24 protein-coding genes and 2 pseudogenes are annotated in these 16,436 nt (G+C 48.5%); 11 read left to right on the forward strand and 15 right to left on the reverse strand.

Features of this window, described 5'->3' with window-relative positions; all coding sequences use genetic code 11:
* Nucleotides 1-17: 17 nt before the first annotated feature.
* The 8 genes from MKQ70_RS27205 to MKQ70_RS27240 all read right to left on the reverse strand — a co-directional run bounded on the left by MKQ70_RS27205 (nucleotide 18) and on the right by MKQ70_RS27240 (nucleotide 4,270).
* Nucleotides 18-1,361 carry a sigma-54-dependent transcriptional regulator gene (locus MKQ70_RS27205; protein ID WP_248075804.1) on the reverse strand — a complete coding sequence of 448 codons (1,344 nt, stop codon included), beginning with the start codon at nucleotides 1,359-1,361 and terminating at the stop codon, nucleotides 18-20.
* Between the two features lie 180 nt (nucleotides 1,362-1,541).
* On the reverse strand, nucleotides 1,542-2,030 hold the full coding sequence (locus tag MKQ70_RS27210; RefSeq protein ID WP_248075805.1) for a hypothetical protein: 489 nt from the start codon (nucleotides 2,028-2,030) through the stop codon (nucleotides 1,542-1,544).
* A gap of 31 nt (nucleotides 2,031-2,061) precedes the next feature.
* Nucleotides 2,062-2,229, reverse strand: a complete 168-nt coding sequence (locus MKQ70_RS27215) for a hypothetical protein (protein ID WP_248075807.1) — start codon at nucleotides 2,227-2,229, stop codon at nucleotides 2,062-2,064.
* Between the two features lie 76 nt (nucleotides 2,230-2,305).
* The gene (ligD, locus tag MKQ70_RS27220) at nucleotides 2,306-2,572 is read right to left on the reverse strand and encodes a non-homologous end-joining DNA ligase LigD (RefSeq protein WP_248075808.1); all 267 of its coding nucleotides are present in this window, start codon (nucleotides 2,570-2,572) and stop codon (nucleotides 2,306-2,308) included.
* Complete coding sequence (locus MKQ70_RS27225) at nucleotides 2,560-3,207, reverse strand: DNA polymerase domain-containing protein (RefSeq protein ID WP_248075811.1); 648 nt, start codon at nucleotides 3,205-3,207, stop codon at nucleotides 2,560-2,562. Before MKQ70_RS27225 ends, ligD begins: the two co-directional genes overlap by 13 nt.
* Before the next feature lie 117 nt (nucleotides 3,208-3,324).
* Nucleotides 3,325-3,534 (reverse strand): Ku family protein, encoded by a 210-nt coding sequence (locus MKQ70_RS27230; protein WP_248075813.1) that lies wholly within the window; start codon nucleotides 3,532-3,534, stop codon nucleotides 3,325-3,327.
* Nucleotides 3,519-3,974: a non-homologous end joining protein Ku gene (gene ku, locus MKQ70_RS27235; RefSeq protein ID WP_308199548.1), complete on the reverse strand. Its 456-nt coding sequence runs from the start codon at nucleotides 3,972-3,974 to the stop codon at nucleotides 3,519-3,521. The genes MKQ70_RS27230 and ku overlap by 16 nt, the downstream gene beginning before the upstream one ends.
* Nucleotides 3,956-4,270, reverse strand: a complete 315-nt coding sequence (locus tag MKQ70_RS27240; RefSeq protein ID WP_248075815.1) for a hypothetical protein — start codon at nucleotides 4,268-4,270, stop codon at nucleotides 3,956-3,958. Before MKQ70_RS27240 ends, ku begins: the two co-directional genes overlap by 19 nt.
* Before the next feature lie 58 nt (nucleotides 4,271-4,328).
* On the opposite strand from MKQ70_RS27240, the gene MKQ70_RS27245 reads away from it, so the two are divergent.
* Nucleotides 4,329-4,691: a hypothetical protein gene (locus tag MKQ70_RS27245; protein WP_248075816.1), complete on the forward strand. Its 363-nt coding sequence runs from the start codon at nucleotides 4,329-4,331 to the stop codon at nucleotides 4,689-4,691.
* 96 nt (nucleotides 4,692-4,787) lie between these two features.
* Here the strand turns inward: MKQ70_RS27245 and MKQ70_RS42800 are convergent.
* From MKQ70_RS42800 to MKQ70_RS27275, 4 genes and pseudogenes are all read right to left on the reverse strand, one after another.
* Nucleotides 4,788-5,869 (reverse strand): annotated as a pseudogene (locus MKQ70_RS42800) (DNA topoisomerase IB).
* The gene (locus tag MKQ70_RS27260) at nucleotides 5,862-6,518 is read right to left on the reverse strand and encodes an SDR family oxidoreductase (RefSeq protein ID WP_308199203.1); all 657 of its coding nucleotides are present in this window, start codon (nucleotides 6,516-6,518) and stop codon (nucleotides 5,862-5,864) included. Before MKQ70_RS27260 ends, MKQ70_RS42800 begins: the two are co-directional and overlap by 8 nt.
* A 333-nt stretch (nucleotides 6,519-6,851) precedes the next feature.
* Nucleotides 6,852-7,441, reverse strand: a pseudogene (locus MKQ70_RS42805) (YciE/YciF ferroxidase family protein).
* Nucleotides 7,442-7,518: 77 nt separating this feature from the next.
* Nucleotides 7,519-8,070 (reverse strand): hypothetical protein, encoded by a 552-nt coding sequence (locus MKQ70_RS27275; protein WP_248075822.1) that lies wholly within the window; start codon nucleotides 8,068-8,070, stop codon nucleotides 7,519-7,521.
* A gap of 326 nt (nucleotides 8,071-8,396) precedes the next feature.
* On the opposite strand from MKQ70_RS27275, the gene MKQ70_RS27280 reads away from it, so the two are divergent.
* Genes MKQ70_RS27280 through MKQ70_RS41550 form a run of 6 tightly spaced genes read left to right on the forward strand, consistent with a single transcriptional unit; the run spans nucleotide 8,397 to nucleotide 11,711 of the window.
* Nucleotides 8,397-8,732, forward strand: a complete 336-nt coding sequence (locus MKQ70_RS27280; protein ID WP_248075826.1) for a CHASE3 domain-containing protein — start codon at nucleotides 8,397-8,399, stop codon at nucleotides 8,730-8,732.
* A 5-nt stretch (nucleotides 8,733-8,737) separates the two neighbouring features.
* Nucleotides 8,738-8,998: a hypothetical protein gene (locus MKQ70_RS27285; RefSeq protein ID WP_248075836.1), complete on the forward strand. Its 261-nt coding sequence runs from the start codon at nucleotides 8,738-8,740 to the stop codon at nucleotides 8,996-8,998.
* A complete protein-coding gene (locus MKQ70_RS27290) occupies nucleotides 8,938-9,822 on the forward strand; it encodes a sensor histidine kinase (RefSeq protein WP_248075837.1) in 885 nt (294 codons plus the stop codon). The genes MKQ70_RS27285 and MKQ70_RS27290 overlap by 61 nt, the downstream gene beginning before the upstream one ends.
* Nucleotides 9,815-10,264: a response regulator gene (locus tag MKQ70_RS27295; RefSeq protein WP_248075840.1), complete on the forward strand. Its 450-nt coding sequence runs from the start codon at nucleotides 9,815-9,817 to the stop codon at nucleotides 10,262-10,264. Before MKQ70_RS27290 ends, MKQ70_RS27295 begins: the two co-directional genes overlap by 8 nt.
* An 8-nt stretch (nucleotides 10,265-10,272) precedes the next feature.
* Complete coding sequence (locus MKQ70_RS27300) at nucleotides 10,273-11,229, forward strand: response regulator (RefSeq protein WP_248075843.1); 957 nt, start codon at nucleotides 10,273-10,275, stop codon at nucleotides 11,227-11,229.
* Entirely contained in the window at nucleotides 11,193-11,711 is a 519-nt protein-coding gene (locus MKQ70_RS41550; protein WP_248075853.1) for a two-component system sensor histidine kinase NtrB, read from the forward strand. Before MKQ70_RS27300 ends, MKQ70_RS41550 begins: the two co-directional genes overlap by 37 nt.
* Here MKQ70_RS41550 and MKQ70_RS27310 read toward each other — a convergent pair.
* Both MKQ70_RS27310 and MKQ70_RS27315 read right to left on the reverse strand, forming a co-directional pair.
* On the reverse strand, nucleotides 11,697-12,653 hold the full coding sequence (locus MKQ70_RS27310; protein WP_248075855.1) for a DUF6528 family protein: 957 nt from the start codon (nucleotides 12,651-12,653) through the stop codon (nucleotides 11,697-11,699). The genes MKQ70_RS41550 and MKQ70_RS27310 overlap by 15 nt on opposite strands.
* A 77-nt stretch (nucleotides 12,654-12,730) precedes the next feature.
* Entirely contained in the window at nucleotides 12,731-12,886 is a 156-nt protein-coding gene (locus MKQ70_RS27315) for a lmo0937 family membrane protein (RefSeq protein WP_248075858.1), read from the reverse strand.
* A 224-nt stretch (nucleotides 12,887-13,110) separates the two neighbouring features.
* Here MKQ70_RS27315 and MKQ70_RS27320 point away from each other — a divergent pair, with 224 nt between their 5' ends.
* Nucleotides 13,111-13,566: a ferritin-like domain-containing protein gene (locus MKQ70_RS27320; RefSeq protein ID WP_248075861.1), complete on the forward strand. Its 456-nt coding sequence runs from the start codon at nucleotides 13,111-13,113 to the stop codon at nucleotides 13,564-13,566.
* A 453-nt stretch (nucleotides 13,567-14,019) separates the two neighbouring features.
* Here MKQ70_RS27320 and MKQ70_RS27325 read toward each other — a convergent pair whose 3' ends face one another.
* Nucleotides 14,020-14,205, reverse strand: a complete 186-nt coding sequence (locus MKQ70_RS27325; protein ID WP_248075864.1) for a CsbD family protein — start codon at nucleotides 14,203-14,205, stop codon at nucleotides 14,020-14,022.
* 336 nt (nucleotides 14,206-14,541) lie between these two features.
* On the opposite strand from MKQ70_RS27325, the gene MKQ70_RS27330 reads away from it, so the two are divergent.
* The 3 genes from MKQ70_RS27330 to MKQ70_RS27340 all read left to right on the forward strand — a co-directional run bounded on the left by MKQ70_RS27330 (nucleotide 14,542) and on the right by MKQ70_RS27340 (nucleotide 16,425).
* Entirely contained in the window at nucleotides 14,542-14,901 is a 360-nt protein-coding gene (locus MKQ70_RS27330) for a response regulator (protein WP_248075867.1), read from the forward strand.
* A 178-nt stretch (nucleotides 14,902-15,079) separates the two neighbouring features.
* A complete protein-coding gene (locus MKQ70_RS27335) occupies nucleotides 15,080-15,397 on the forward strand; it encodes a response regulator (RefSeq protein ID WP_248075870.1) in 318 nt (105 codons plus the stop codon).
* Nucleotides 15,376-16,425: a sigma-54 interaction domain-containing protein gene (locus tag MKQ70_RS27340; RefSeq protein WP_248075872.1), complete on the forward strand. Its 1,050-nt coding sequence runs from the start codon at nucleotides 15,376-15,378 to the stop codon at nucleotides 16,423-16,425. The genes MKQ70_RS27335 and MKQ70_RS27340 overlap by 22 nt, the downstream gene beginning before the upstream one ends.
* Nucleotides 16,426-16,436: the final 11 nt, after the last annotated feature.

The raw sequence follows: 16,436 nt of genomic DNA on the forward strand, positions 1-16,436 counted from the left end.
GAGAAAAAGGTGGCTAACTAAGCGTGAATATTATACTCTTTGATTTTGTTGTATAACGTGGTAAGACCAATATCGAGCAGTTCGGCGGCTTTGGTCTTGTTGCCTTTCGTGTGTTGCAGGGTTTTAATGATGTGTTGCTTCTCCACATCGGCGAGTTTGAAACTGCTGCCCGCACCAGGGTGCTGCTCCCAGTGAAAATCGATAGGCAGGTCTACCGGCTCCAGCGTAGCGCCTTCGGCCAATATGATCGCGCGCTCGATCACGTTGCGCAACTCGCGGATGTTGCCTTTCCAGTGGTGGTGCTGCAATGCTGTGAGGAATGGCTCGCTCATGGCCTCCACACGCTTGTTCAGTTTGGGCGATAAAGTGGCCATGAAATACGCGGCCAGTGTGGGTATATCTTTACGCCGCTCGTTCAGCGACGGCAATTTAATCGTGAACGACGACAAGCGGTAAAACAGGTCAGCACGGAAATGGCCCGCTTCTATTTCGGCTTCCAGGTTGCGGTTGGTGGCGGCAATGATGCGGATGTCTACCTTCACGGGTTTAGCGTCGCCTACCTTGTAAAACTCGCGGGTTTCGAGTACCCGTAACAGCTTGGCCTGCAGCTCCATGGGCATTTCGCCGATCTCGTCGAGGAAGATGGTGCCTTTGTTCGCTTCTTCCAGAAAGCCCGTACGGTCTTTATTGGCGCCGGTAAACGCGCCGGCCTTGTAGCCGAACAATTCGCTCTCCAACAGTTCTTTGCCGATGGCGCTGCAGTTTACTGCTACAAAAGGTTGCGTACGCCGCTCGTTGCCCTGGTGAATACTTTGCGCAAACACCTCTTTACCTGCGCCGGTTTCGCCGAGCAGCAACACGGTTACATCGGTCGCTGCTACTTTTTGTGCCAGCGCTATGGCCGATTTAATTTCCGGGCTCTGACCAATAATATTATCGAAGCCGTACTTGCCGGAAATCTTTTTCTCCAGCGCCTTTACACGGAATTGCAGCAGGGCTTTGTCCATCGCCTTGCTCACGAGGGGAATAATGCGGTTGTTGTCGTCGCCCTTGGTAATATAATCAAACGCACCGTTACGGATGGCCTGCACGCCATCGGGGATGTTACCGTAAGCAGTTAATACGATGATTTCTGTTTCTGGATACTTATGGCGAAGCTCTGCGACCATTTCTACGCCGTTAGCGTCGGGCAGCTTAACGTCGGATAAAATCACCTGCACTTCTTCGCGCTCCAGCAACCGATGCGCATTGCGCCCATTGGCGGCTTCCAGCACCTGGTAGCCTTCGAGGGCAAGCAGGCGGCCCATCAGTTTACGTAATTGCTCTTCGTCGTCGATAATGAGAATAGTGCCTTTAGCCATGTACAGAAAGATATGCAGGCAAAGGTAAGTGAAGTAAGGGCAAACAAAAAAGGGGCTTAAAGCCCCCGTTCCGGCGATTACACACTTTTCTGGTTAAAGAGGTTTCCGTAAATTTTTCACAACGATGGGGGAACGGGGGCTTTGGTTTTTCCAGGATTGGGTCAAACAAAGATTTTATGACTATGTCCGTTTTTCAGTTTTCTGGTTCCGTTTAACGGAGATGGCGCCAATGATGGATGCCAGCGTACCCAGGATGCCGTTAATAAACAACACATTACCAAAGAGGAATATCCAAAAACCTTCGCGTTTATACGGACTGGTATCGCTTAACTGATTACCGTCGGAAGGCACGCCCGCTGTACCATTAGGCTCCATAATCAGGTGAAACACGATCGTAAATACCGATACAATGATCACCGCCCATAGTGTGGTATGCAACCCCATCTTAACCAGCGATGGGATAGACGCACCACCACCTTTCACCCGGTTGTAGTGGATTACCGAGAACAGGACGCCCGGGAACAATACCAGGTGCACGAAGTAGCCTGTCCAAAGGTTAGCCGCATAATTTGTCAGGTAAAAGATAACCGTAAAAACGATCGAAACTGCTGCGATCGTAATACCGTAAATAGGCGTCAGTCTTGGCTGTGAGTGATGTACTGTTTGCATAGCCTTTCTGTTTTAAGGTGAAACGAATACGCTAGGAATGTTTCCGTACCCTGTGTTCCCTGCGGAACATCTTACGCTGCAAATCGCCTTCGTCCAGGGCCGCCGTTCTTTTCTTTTGTAGTACCGCAGCGCCGATAACTGCTATCGCCGCGGCGGCTGCCAAGCCGCTCCACAACACGGTCTTCTGTTGTTTGTTCATAGCGCTTTTGCTTATACCCTCATTATTCCAACTTCCGCGCCATTTCAATTCCGGTCCATACTTTTCACAATCGCCTTCAAATCATTCTTTTGTTTATGGATATCTTTCCACAGATCGCCGACTTTTTCAGCCGTTTCGGCATGTTTCCGATGTGAAAATCTTCGAGGCGAAGCTTACCGTTTACCTCTTCCCAACGCAGCGGGGCCGATACGGTGGCTCCGGGCTTTGGTCGTACAGAGTAAGGCGCAGCCACGGTTTGGCCGAAGCTGTTCTGTAAATAATCGATGTATACCTTGTTTTTCCGCTGCGCTTTCGCCCGCACAATACTGGTTACCTTTGGCATTCGTGCGTGCGCTTCCGTAGCCACATGCTGCGCAAAAAGCGGCACACCTCATATTCGTATTTTGCGGCCACCGGTATATAAATATGAATGCCGGATGAGCCCGAGGTTTTCACATAACTCTTTACTTCCATCTCTTCCAGTATTTCATGAATGCATAAAGCCGTTTCTATTACATATTTAAAACTGATGCCTTCCGGATCAAGGTCCAGCACGATATAATCGGGGTTATCCAGCTTGCTGGTGCGCGACAGCCAGGGATTGAGCTCTATGCAGCCCAGGTTGGCCATATAAGCCAGTGTTGCCGCGTTATTGCACACCAGGTAATCCACCACTTTACCGGTAGAACTGGCCAGGATGGGAACCGTTTTTAGCCAGTCGGGGCTTGTTTTAAGATCCAGATCTTTCTGATAGAAGCTAACGCCGTTTATGCCGTTGGGGAAGCGGTGTAGAGACAAAGGCCTGTCTTTCAGGTGGGGCAGCAGCACATCCGCTACCTCCGGGTAGTAGGCTACCAGTTCGCCCTTCGTAATCTCATCTTCCGGCCAGTAAATTTTTTCCTGGTTGGTTAATTGCACGGGGTGACCGTTCAGTTTGACGGTAACATCCTTTTTCCGCGTTTGGGTTTCCTGTTCCATATTCATCTTTTTATCGGTTACGGGTTTTCTGCTGTGGGTTAAATTCATAATGTATAATCGCTACTCTTACGAGTAGTCTTAATCCCCACCCTGTGGAATTGTTTCTACAAGACTTTGTCAGGATACCCGCTTTTTCCCACCCAGACTAGCTTTCAACTGGTCGAGCAGGTCGGTGCTGCGGGTGTGCACCACTTTCATTCGTTTTACCGGGCGTTTTTTACCGCTGGCTTTCGCTTTGATAATCTTGATCAGCTCAGCGGTGTACTCGTCTTTATATTTACTGATATCAAATGGTTCGGTATATTCCTCCACTAACTTCGTCGCCATATCCACCTCTTCTTGTTAATTTTAACATTGGTGGGGAGGTTTAGTTCTTCGGCGGTACGCACTTCGTCGCCAAAGCGGAGGCGCTGCAGCAGCAGGTAATTTTCGCGCGGCCGCACGATCGCCAGGTTCTCCTGGCTGCGCAGCACGAAGCGGCAAAAGCCCGCCTTCCCGGTTTTCTCCAACGTTTGCAGCAGCAACTGGTAAGCCTTTCCGCCACCTTTGTCCGGCTCAATGAAGTACGCACTCTCGAAATACACGTCGTCAATTTCCTCCTGCTGTACAAAGGATTCTATTTCGATCATTTTACTCTTCTTGGGACTGGCGGCTTCAAAATCGGCATCGTCCAGCACTACGTACTCATCATTGTAATTGTAGGCCTTTACGATGTTTTCCCAGCTTACTTCCTTGCCTGTTTTTTCATTTACCCTTTTGAAACGGATTTTACTATGGTCTTTTTATCAAGCATGTCCAGGTCAATATGGCTTTCCTGAACCGCGCTGTATAATTTAACGGGGATATTTACGAGGCCGAAGCCCAGCGTGCCTGTCCAGATAGATCGCATGGCGCTATGTTTTTGGTGTACCGGATACTGGTGCAAAAAAGACCATCCCGAGAAATCAGGATGGTCGCTTCTTCTATATGCATAACTTGGGGGAAACAGTGGATTGCTACTTTCAGGGTTTACTGTTACGAGTCGCTCAACAGTTGCAAATTCCAAGCCGGATTTTGGTGGCATGTGTTTTGGATTTTTATATCTACCTAAAACATGATTATCTCAATAAAAACGTCATTATATGGAAACACCTCAAAAACCCGGCGCAATGAATACCCTGTCGCAGATTATGAACAAGCTGCACAGCAAGGGATATGACAATGAATTAAAGATGAGCGATCACGGACGTATGCAGTCGCCGGTTGATCAAAAGATATATGACCCGGAAGACCTGAAGATCATCAAGACCTACCGGTTTGAGGGCGAGTCCGACCCCGCAGATTCGAGTGTACTTTATTTAATGGAAGATAAAGAAGGCCAGAAAGGCTATGTACTGGACGCTTTCGGCGCTTACAGTACACACGACGAAAGCGGATTTGACGACTTTATTAAAAAGATTCCCGTGGAAGACCGCGAGGAACAGTTAATCTACGGCGGACTGTAACCCGCTATTGATTTCGCCCCTGGGATAAAACCAGGAATGAACCGCAGGCCAAAAGGGCCTGCACGAGCAACAGGTTTTCATAACCTACATTTTAGATCAGGCTGCCCTACGGGATGCTTTACGGCTGGAGAGAAGATGTTTTAACAACGACAACAAACACTTTTCGTCCGCCCCTAATGCGCCCTGGGCGGCCTTTTTGTTTTTCATCGCCTCGAGGAAAGGGGCAATAGTACGGGCTTCGTACATTTCGAACAGTTGTGGATGGATGTAATATTTTTTACAAACGGCGCGAGTATTCCCCAGTTTGCAGGCCACACCATCTATAATTCCCAGCACATTTTTTTTGCATTCGGCCAGTGTTTCAAAAGGCACCAGTTCGGCCATCATATTTAATGCGTGTACAGTGCCTGCCCATGTGCGGAAATCTTTACACGTAAATTCCTCATCTGTGCAGTTTTTCAGGTATTCGTTCACCTCACCTGAATCCGGGCTGTGAATAGTATCACCGTCGTAATACTGAAACAGCTCCTGACCAGGGATGTGTTGCACTTTTTGTAATAACCGCACCAATGCGGCATGTTTCAACTCAATTTTATGCAGCACGCCTTTTTTCCCTTTGAATTTAAAAAGGCCTTGTTGCCATTCACTTTCACATGCTGGTTGTGCAACGTCGTCAGCCCGTGCGAGCCGTACAATTTTTCGTAAGAAGCATTGCCCACACGGATTTGTGTTTCTTCCATCACCCTCAACGCGATCGCAATTACTTTTTGTTTGTCGAGTTGCCGGCGGCGCAAATCTTTCGCGATCTGTTTGCGGATCTGTGGCAGCTGTTTGCCGAAAAGGTACAACCGGTCGTACTTGGTTTCGTTGCGCACCTTCTGCCAACTGCTATGATAGCGGTACTGCTTACGCCCCGCAGCATCAATACCGGTGGCCTGCAGATGCCCGTTCGCATAAGGGCATATCCACACCTCTTTCCAGGCTGGCGGTAACACCAAACCACGTACACGCTTCAGCGTATCTTCATCGGTAATTTCTTTTCCTTCTTTATCCAGGTAGATAAAGTTATCACCCTTCTTTTCGCGGGTAAAGCCGGGCGCAGATGCGGAAACATACCGCAAACGCACCGCCCGGGCTATGGCAACGGGATCCGTCACTATTTGTGCAATATTATCCATTGACTACTTCTCCTCCGTTTGGATGTAAAACTTGTCCACTCATGTAGCTGGCATCTTCTGAAGCCAGGAATACATAACTGGGTGCTATTTCTGCTGGTTGCCCCGCGCGGCCCAACGGCACGTCGGAACCGAATTTGGCCACATGGTCCGCCGGAAAAGTGGCCGGAATCAAAGGTGTCCATACCGGGCCCGGCGCCACGGCGTTCACGCGAATGCCACGGTCAGACAGTTGTGCGCTCAGCGATCGGGTAAAACTCACGATTGCCCCTTTGGTAGATGAATAGTCCACCAGGTTCGCGCTGCCGCGATAAGCCGTAACAGACGTGGTATTAATGATGCACGCGCCTTTAGACATATGCTTCAGTGCTGCTTTCGTGAGATAAAACATCGAAAAGATGTTTACCGAAAAGGTTTTATGCAATTGTTCCGCCGTAATATCTTCGATTTTCTCCTGCGGATACTGTACGGCGGCATTGTTCACGAGGATATCTATCTTCCCGAAACTGCTCATTGCTTCCGCCACTACTTCTTCACAGTGCACTTCGGCACTGATGTCGCCGGGCACACAAACAGCCCTCCGGCCACGGTCTTCCACCTCCCGGCGTGTATTATAAGCATCTTCCTCTTCTTCGAGATAGGCCAGCACCACATCTGCACCTTCATCAGCAAAGGCCAGGCTACAGCGCGACCGATGCCGCTATCGCCGCCAGTAATGATCGCTACTTTGCCTTCCAGGCGGCCTTTCTTCGGCGACGTTTTCGGTTCTGCTACCGGTTTGGGTATCATTTCCGTTTCCACACCAGGCTGGTGATCCTGATGCTGCGCCGGGCGCAGCTCCTGTTGTTCGTTCGACTTCTGCATTGGTTAAAGGGTTTTGCGGGAAAAAAGTTGACGGCGGGTACTGTGTCTCTCTGTTTATAATAGATGGATGACTAACTCAGGGTAACAACATATTGTACCACGCCGTCAACATGCTTTGATATTATTCAGATAAGGCTTCTTCGTTCACAGAATTCTCGGCAACGCCGGTAAGCAGCGCATCTGCTTCTTTTTCCTCATCCAATGTCTGCTGCAGCAGGTCTGCTACATCGTCGTGTCCCATCTTTTGCGCGAGCGTACGCAGGCTGCCATAAGCGGCAATCTCGTAATGCTCTATTTTCTGGGAAGCGATGATGATGCCCGCATCACGCACCATGGAATCCTCCTCTGTGTCTTCCAGGATTTCCTGTCCTTCGGCGATCAACCCTTCCATGGCTTCACATTTTTTGCCTGCGGGCGTTTACCCAGCATCTCAAAAATTTGTTCAAGGCGGGCAACGTGCTCTTTGGTTTCTTCGAGGTGATTACCGATGCAGGTCGCCAGATCTTCTGTAGTAGCGCCTTTCTGCATTTTAGGCAATGCTTTTACCAGGTGTTTTTCTGCCCAGTAGATGTCTTTCAGTTCTTCCATGAATAATTCGTGGAATTTGGAGTTCTCCATGCTCTCAGACACTTTTTTCTTAGTTGTGCTGCGGGCAGCGGTGCTGCGACCGTTAGTAGCCTTGGAGCTACGTGTTGCTGTTTTGGTGGCCATAAAAAATGATCATTTATAAGGTTTACAATTGTGGATAGTGCCGTCCGGCGGCGTGCCGGACGACAAAGCTTCTTTTCCTATTTATTTGGGAACGGGTATTTATCTGTTTTATCCACGGCATCGTGCTCGTCCGGATTTTTCGCCTTGCCAGCCAGTATGCTGTCGGGCGATTGCTCCTCTACATCGTTATTCTCTTCGCTTTCCTCCTGGCTTAACGGCGCTTTCTCTTTCACATCACGTTTATCCTGTGCGGGAATTTTATCGTGTTGTGTTACTTCCTTTTCTTCTTCCTGCGGGATGGTGTTTTTATCCGTCAGGGCTTCGAAATCTTCACCCTCAGCCTTGGATTCTTTTTGCGGGCCGGCGCCGGTCAGGGCTGCCGTACCGGGTTGCTCGTCGCCTTCCGCTTTGGAAGCCTTTTGCTGCCCGGCCTCATCTCCCGGCGCTACATGATGCCTCGGTTCGGTAGATGCATCCCGCTGCGAACCGGGTGATTCCGGGTCTATAGGAAACTTATGTTCATCGGGCGTGCTGCCGGTGTTGGGCTGGTGCCCCTGGCTGCCTGCTCCGGGTCGTTCTATCGGTTTTGCCGCCATGGGCGAAACCGGGTGACTGCCTTTGTTATTCATAATAAATGATTTTACAGGTTCTCAAAATGAATAGTTGTAGTTTGATGTAGGGGCAGTGGTAAAAGATCAAATGCCATTCCCGGAAACCGGGGTGCAGATTTTTTTAACACTTTGTGATCTTTCCCGTACAGGTTTGTGTTTAAAATGCATGATTATTGCGGATAAGCAGGCGCTACTGCTGTATATCGCCCGCGCCGCCAACGCTTTGCTGTAGAAATGGACTTAACTTTTGTAGAAAAAGTTGCCCATCAATACGTTACGGTTATCGCACAGCAGCATCAATCAGGAATCACTAATTTTAAACTGTATCATCGTCCTTATATATCATGCATAGCGCTCTACATAAAAAAATACGTTTCGGCTTTTATGTAGCCTTTACCATCATTATCGCTGCGTCCATTTTTTCGTATCTCGTAGCGAAGAACCTGGTGGAAAACGCGAACATGTCCAGCCACACCATTGAGGTATCGCGACGCCTGGAAATTATAACCAAGGAATTGAAGGCCGCGGAAGCAGCCGTGCGCGGGTATAATCTTACCGGCGACAGTACCTTTCTGCAACCGGGCATGGAGGAACGTAATAATATTATAGAAAAGGAGTACCGCACCCTGCGCCGCATCATGTCCGACAACCCCCGGCAGCAGCGCCACCGGATACGCTGAAGGAATTGCTCGATATTAAATATTACCAGCTGCTGCAGTCACAACGGCACCGCACCACCAACCTGGGCGCTAAAATCGCGGTACGGGAAGGAGAAATCAACATGGACCGTATCGATAAAAAGGTACAGGACATGACGCAAATCGAAGACACGATCCTTAAACACCGCCAGCAGAACTTCCAGTTTTTTCAAACCTCTGGGTGCCTGTGCTGCTCATCGTATCGCTTTTCGCCATCATCCTGGGCATTTACTCTTACGTGGTATTAAATAAGGAGTTCCGGCTACAGCTGCATATAGAGGCCCGCATGCGGAACTACCAGCGGGAGTTGCAGGATAATATTGCCTTACTGAACAAAACAAACCTGGAGCTGGAGCAGTTCGCCTACGTAGCCTCACACGATTTGCAGGAGCCGCTGCGAAAGATCTCTACCTTCAGCGACCGGTTACAGTTGAAATATAAGGAGCACCTGCCGGACGAGGCAGGGCAATTACTCGAACGCATGGTAAGCGCCGTAGGCCGCATGCGCGTGCTCATCAACGACCTGCTCCAATTTTCCAGGGCAGGCCGCATTTCGCCCGAAACAATTGAACCGCTGGATTTAAACACGGTCATGAATGAAGTGCTCACCGACCTGGATGTAAGTTTGCAGGAAAAAGGCGGCAAGGTGCACGTAGATCAATTGCCCGTTATCGAAGGCAGCCATACGTCCATCCAGCAACTGTTTCAGAACCTGTTGTCTAACTCTTTGAAGTTCTCGCATCCCGCGCGGCCACTGGAAATCAACATCCATTCAGAAGTGATCAAAGGGAAAGACACCGGTTTTGCGAAAGAAGATAAGTGGAATGAAAGCTTCGTCCGCATTACGGTAGAAGACAACGGCATCGGCTTCGACCAGGAGTATGCGGAGCGGATTTTCCTCATTTTCCAACGCCTCCACGGCATGAGCGAATACCAGGGAACCGGTATTGGCCTGGCCATCTGTAAAAAGATCGTAGATACGCACCATGGCAACATTTCAGCCGTTGGTATTTCGGGCCAGGGTGCGAAAATGATCGTTGTTTTACCCTTCAAACAGAAATGGGATGATTAATTTTAACGGGGCAGAAAAAAAGAGCATACTTATTGCTGATGATGATGCAGACGATCGGGAAATGCTGAAAACAGCGTTCGAGGAAAGCGGGAGCAAACAGCAATTGTGTTTCGTGGAAAACGGCGAGGAACTCATCCAGTTTCTCCGGCGAAAAGGAAAATATGCCGACGATCTGAAGTATCCATATCCCCGCATCATCCTGTTAGACCTGAATATGCCAAAGAAAGACGGCCGCGAGGCCCTGCGGGAGATAAAAACGGATAAACAGCTGAAGACATTACCTGTAGTGATCTTAACTACATCAACAGAAGAAACAGATATCGTAAACACTTATGAACTTGGCGTGAATAGTTACGTAATCAAACCTGTCACTTATAAGGGACTGGTAGAATTTACCCGCACGTTTCAACGCTATTGGCTCGACATTTCAGAACTACCATAATTAGCAGGATGACAGAAGAATTAGTACATATACTGATGATCGACGACGACGAGGATGACTATTTTCTCGTAAGCAGCCTTTTAGATGATGTGTCGCCCGGACAGTACAAAGTCGACTGGGCCGGCACCTACAGTGAGGGTATTGCCGCTATCGAAACCCGTCAGCACGACATTTACCTCATCGATTACCGCCTGGGACAATACACCGGTATCGACATTCTGCGCCACTTCCAGCAGATCAGTTATAAAGTACCGGTAATTATCCTCACCGGTAAAGGTGACTATACGATCGATAAGGAAGCAATGACCGCTGGTGCGTCCGATTACCTGGTGAAGGGTGAAATTACCGCACCGGTATTGGAAAGAACCGTACGTTATGTACTGGACGAGTTTCGCCACCTGCGGGCTATTGCGGAAAGCGAGCGCAAATACTTCGGAATCTTCGAAAAGTCGCACGACCTGATCCTGCTCGCCGATTGCAACAAGAAAATTATTGATGCGAACCCCGCCGCCTTGCGGAAGCTGGAGTATAGTAAGGACGAGCTGCTGCAACTGCACATGCAGGACCTGTTCCTGGAAAAAGAGCAGGGGCTGGAGTTTGTGGAAGAAATATGTAAAGAAGATGCGATCACGCATATAGAATATATCTTCAAAAGCAAAAGCGGTAACCGCCTGGATGTGCTGGTGAACGCGAATATGCTGGATGAGGAAAACCAGGTATTCCTTTGCGTGGCGGAAGATATTACCCTCCGTAAACGCGAAGAACTGGAGAAACGGCAGCAGGAAAAATTTGTAGTGTCCGGCCGCATTGCGCGCGTAATTGCGCATGAAGTGCGTAACCCGCTCACCAATATTCTGCTGGCGGTAAGCCAGTTTAAAATGGAGCCGGTATCGCCTAACCTGGAAGAAAGCGTGGTGTACCGGATATCGTGGAGCGTAACTGTCACCGCATTAACCAACTGGTAACGGAGCTGCTGCAAAGTACCCGTATGATGGACCTGCACCCCGAGTCTGTTTTCGCTAACCAATTGCTGGTAAAAACGCTGGAACATGCACAGGACCGCCTGCAGCTCAACGGCATCAAGGTGGAAAAAAACTTCATGCGCCCCGATGTTATCCTGCAACTGGATGTAGACAAAATGATCATCGCCTTCCTCAACATCGTAATCAACGCGATAGAGGCCATGAAGCCGAACGAAGGCGTGCTAACACTCACTACATACATCGAAAAGGACAAGGTGTGCATCCGCATCAAAGACAATGGCATCGGCATTCCGGAAGAGAATAAGGCGCGGTTATTCGAGCCGTTCTTTACGGACAAGACCAAAGGTACCGGGTTGGGTTTAACATCTACACAGAATATTATTTTGAATCACAAAGGTTCTATTCACGTGGAGAGCGCGCCGGGCAAAGGAACGGAGTTCGTGATTTTTTTACCTGTTCAATAAATAGATTCCGCTATATATGAAAACCAAAGCCGCAGCGTATACTGCGGCTTTTTTTTTTTTACAGGGGCGCCAAGGGCGGCCGTCGTAGCTGAAATCGTTGTATAAGATCCAGCGGGCTTTATAAATCTTTAATCCTTTTTCCCGGTAGATACTGTTGCCCTGCAGGTCGAGAATTTCGTCCGTCCACCACTGCTCTTTGGGAATACTTACGATGGTAGGATAACCCGGCGGGCCGGAGGATACACTCTTTATATGCTTTACCGTTTTGGCGGACATAGTATCTATGCGCATAGTAGCTGCGTCTACCCGGGAAAAAACCGTGGTAGTGGTGAGCCAGAGCGAGTCGCGGTCGAATACCGGGAACAGGTCGTGCCCCTCCGCACCGGGAATACCAACAGAGTCGATCAGCTGAAGATTCGGATGCGCACAATCAAAATTATAGCGGAAGCGGTACAAGTGATGCCGCCCGGCTGACCATAAAACATTACGCTGCCTGTCCCACACCACGTTATGTCCGAACGGAATCGGCACTTGCTGCTGATAATTTATTTTATGGGTAGTATCTACCTTGAATAAAGTGAGATAATTGCCGTTGCTCGACGCCGACACAATGTTGCCATCGGGCAACAGTTCCACGCTGTGCGTGTTGCCACCTGCATACGCGCAAAACATCGTGCGTTTATCTTTTATGCGCACTATGGCCACCCCGCCGCCGGAGGCGCAGGTGATCAGATACTCACCGTTGGCTACCACTTTGGCGTCGCTCGGATTGGTGAACCATTTTGCATGGGCAGTATCGGCCTTCCACTCCCGGGTAATACGGCCGGTACCCGGCTCCACGATAATGATGCGGTGCTGCGACTGTTCACACAGTACCATGGCGGGTTTTGGCGATTGGGCGGTGCAATAAGCTGGCAATAAAAGCAGCAGTAACTTCTTCATACATCAACAAAATAATAAAAAAGGGTTGATGGAAGTAATTCCATCAACCCTGATTTATGTCGAAGGTGATCTCTTTATCAAACCGGGTTTCTACCCCTGATAACATTGATAAGAATGGCGATAATCGCCAGCACCAGCAGTGCGTGAATAAGGCCGGTTACGGAGTAAACAAATACGCCTAACAACCAACCGATAATGAGGATCACAGCAATCAGATATAATAAGCCGCTCATAATTTGGAGTTTTTAGTTCACTACTACATGTTAAAATTTTGTGCCAGTTGCGAAAACCGCCCAAATCCCGCGAAACAGCCATCCTGCCGCATCTGTTTGTAGACCCGCTTCCACCATGCGTGAAAAAACTCCGCACGAAAAACACCATTCCATCGTTTTAAGCGCGGCACTACTACATGGTAAAGTTTTTGTCTTATTAAGTGTATACACCAAAACAATAAATCATGAACGATCAAATAACCGAAGTAATCAGCGATCTCGTTAAGATAAATAACGACCGCATCGAGGGTTATCAGAAAGCGATCAATCAGACCGATGAGCTGGACCTCAAAGAACTGTTTGCCCAAATGATAGCCGAAAGCAAAACCTACCAGGTACAATTAAATCAGAAACTCCGCGCAGAAGGAGAAGAGCGTGAACGCGATTCCACCCTGGCCGGTAAAATATACCGCGCCTGGATGGATGTAAAGGCCACCTTCAGCGGCGGTAACCGCCACGCGATCCTGGCCAGCTGCGAATATGGCGAAGATGCGGCGCAGAAAGCGTATCGTCAGGCATTAGCCGATGATCACAACCTGCCCGCCGAAATCAGCCAGCTGATCCGAAACCAGCAACAATCCTTAAAAGCATCGCACGATAAAATCCGTCATTTACGTGACCTGGAGAAAGTGAATGCTTAATCGTGATGATCTAATATTCATCCGCTGGTTAATCCCGTTACATCCATGTTAACTTCCGTACCATCCATATAACACCCATTAAATCCAAAAGCAGGACTCCTCGGGAATCCTGCTTTTTTGCGTCTTATCTTCCAGGCATAAAAAAGCAGCACCTTTTATGGCGCCGCTTCATGTTTAGTTTTAATTATCGTCTCCGTTAATATAATTACAAAGTTTAGGTTGAGATCAGTCTTTTTAAAAGCTGTCCTGCATTTTTCAATACAGGACAGCGTTAAGGCAAGCTTATCAGGTCTTGTTCTGCTTTGTTGTTCATTCCGTCTTCTTTCGAAGCATCGTATATGAATACTCATGCCTAAAAGACCGAAAAAGATGCCCAATAACTAAAACAACAGCTATGATAAAAAGTATACACCGCCTAGACAAACGGTTTATTAGATCTCTCCTTATAATATCTTAAAGCTCAGCGATGAGCTTATCTACTTCATCTTTTGATTTGCCCAGTTTCTGTTGCAGTTTACCATACAGCTCGTCTTCCTTTCCTTCTGCGTAAACCAGGTCGTCGTCGGTAAGGTCAGCGTACTTTTGCTTCAGTTTACCTTTAATTTCGTTCCACTTACCTTTAATTGTTAATGAGTCCATGGGTTTCCGTTTTTGGTGTATGAAAAAATTGTCGTGTCCGTTGACCCCTGTCTTGGGTACGAAGGAAATAATCCAATTACCATACCAGCGAGCCGGCACGAGGGAGAATCATAGATTTACGGTTTATTTTGTTAATTCGCACGCCAGATTGTGGAATTTTGCACGTGCGTGCCGGGAAAAAAATTCCACAATTATGGGGTGCCGCTCAATAAAAACGTTCAGGCAAGCTAATTGCAGTGTTAGTTTCACTGATAGTGACATAAGACAAGTGACTGTATCTAGTTTTATATCAGCCTATGCAATTTACACAGCGCTATATGCGCACAATATTTCAAAATGGGTGATTTCATATTGATAATTGATGATGAACCGGATATCTGCAAGCTGTTGCAACTAAGCCTGCTGAGGCGAGGTTATAATGTGAAGTACGTACATGCGCTGGAAGAAGGCATGAAGTGCATACAAGATCAACAACCGGATATCCTGTTTTTAGACATACACCTGCCGGATGGGTCCGGGTTGGAGGCTTTACCTGCTATAAAAAAGCAGTGTCCCGAAACGCCGATCGTAACGATCAGTGCATACGACACGGGTATGGAAATGGAGCAGGCCCTCAATGCCGGCGCCTCGTTTTTCCTCCCGAAGCCCTTTAGCCTGAAGCGTTTACAAGAAGTTATCTATCAAATAAAAAGCTAAAACCGTTAGGGCGGCACTGATTTAAATCGTAAATTTAGTAACCCGGCTAACATCATACGAATATGAAGAGTATCCTAATCATTGACGACGAAATAAATATCTGTACGCTGCTCAGCAAATTCCTGTCGAAGCATGGATTTAAGGCTGAGTCTACGATGTCGGTGCCACAGCATTAAAAATGCTGAAAGAGAAACCGTATGATCTAATCCTGTGCGATTACAGGTTAAAAGATACAGATGGAGCGCAACTGCTCAACGACATCCGCCAGATCAGACCACGTACCGTCGTAATTATTATCACGGGCTACACAGACGTGCGTATTGCAGTGGATATGGTGAAGAATGGTGCGTACGATTATATTTCCAAGCCACTTTACCCGGACGAAATTCTGGCGCTGGTGCAAAAGCACTGTCACAAGAACCCGTTCCGCTGCGTGAACCCGTTGCCGCCGCCCCGGCTGCCAATGGCCGCGCCGTGGAAGAGCCGAAACCGGTAGTCGAAGAGGAAAAAACACCGCTTTCCCTCAAATCTTCCAAGCCGAACGATAAATATGTATATGGTAAAAGTCTTCCTGCTAAGGAACTTTATCGCCAGATTACCCTTGTGGCGCCCACCGATTACAGTGTAATCGTGTACGGCGAAACAGGTACCGGTAAAGAATCCGTAGCACAGTTGATTCACCAGAACAGCCAGCGTAAAAATGAACCGTTTGTAGCGCTGGACTGTGGCAGCCTCTCCAAAGAACTGGCCGCCAGCGAATTGTTCGGCCATGAAAAAGGATCATTCACCGGTGCTATCGGTACCAAAATCGGGGCATTCGAACAGGCAACCGGCGGTACGCTGTTCCTCGACGAGATCGCGAACCTGTCGTACGACATCCGGGTAGCCCTGCTGCGCGTTATCCAGGAAAAACAGATCCGCCGCGTTGGCAGTCTCAAGGAAATTGAAGTTGACGTTCGCCTGGTAGTAGCTTCCAACGAAAAATTATCCGAATCCGTACAAAAAGGTAAATTCAGGGAAGACCTGTTTCACCGCTTCAACGAGTTCACCATCTATATTCCACCATTACGCGAGCGCCTGGACGATTTACCGCAGTTGGTTGACACGTTTATGCAGCAGGTGTGCAAAGAGCTGGGCAAACAACCGATCCCGATTTCAAGTGACGTGTGGGATTGCTTCCGCCGGTACGATTGGCCAGGCAACATCCGCGAACTGAAAAACGTGATCCGTCGCGCCTGCCTGTTAACACCGCCCGATGAGGAAATTGCAGTAGAAACCCTGCCCCTGGAACTCAAAGAAGAATCCACCCGCGAAACTTTCTCTGCAGGTGGCGACGGCTTCGAGGAACATGATATGATCACCGACGCGAACGACCTGAAGGCCGTGGCGCTGAAAGCGGAGTACAATAAGATCATCAACGTGCTGAAAGCGGTAAAATATAACAAAACCAAAGCCGCCCAGCTGCTGAACATCGATCGTAAGACGTTGTACAACAAGTTGAGGTTATTGAATATCAACTATTAAGATTATTTGGC

The organism is Chitinophaga sedimenti (assembly GCF_023156195.1).
Classification (GTDB): domain Bacteria; phylum Bacteroidota; class Bacteroidia; order Chitinophagales; family Chitinophagaceae; genus Chitinophaga; species Chitinophaga sedimenti.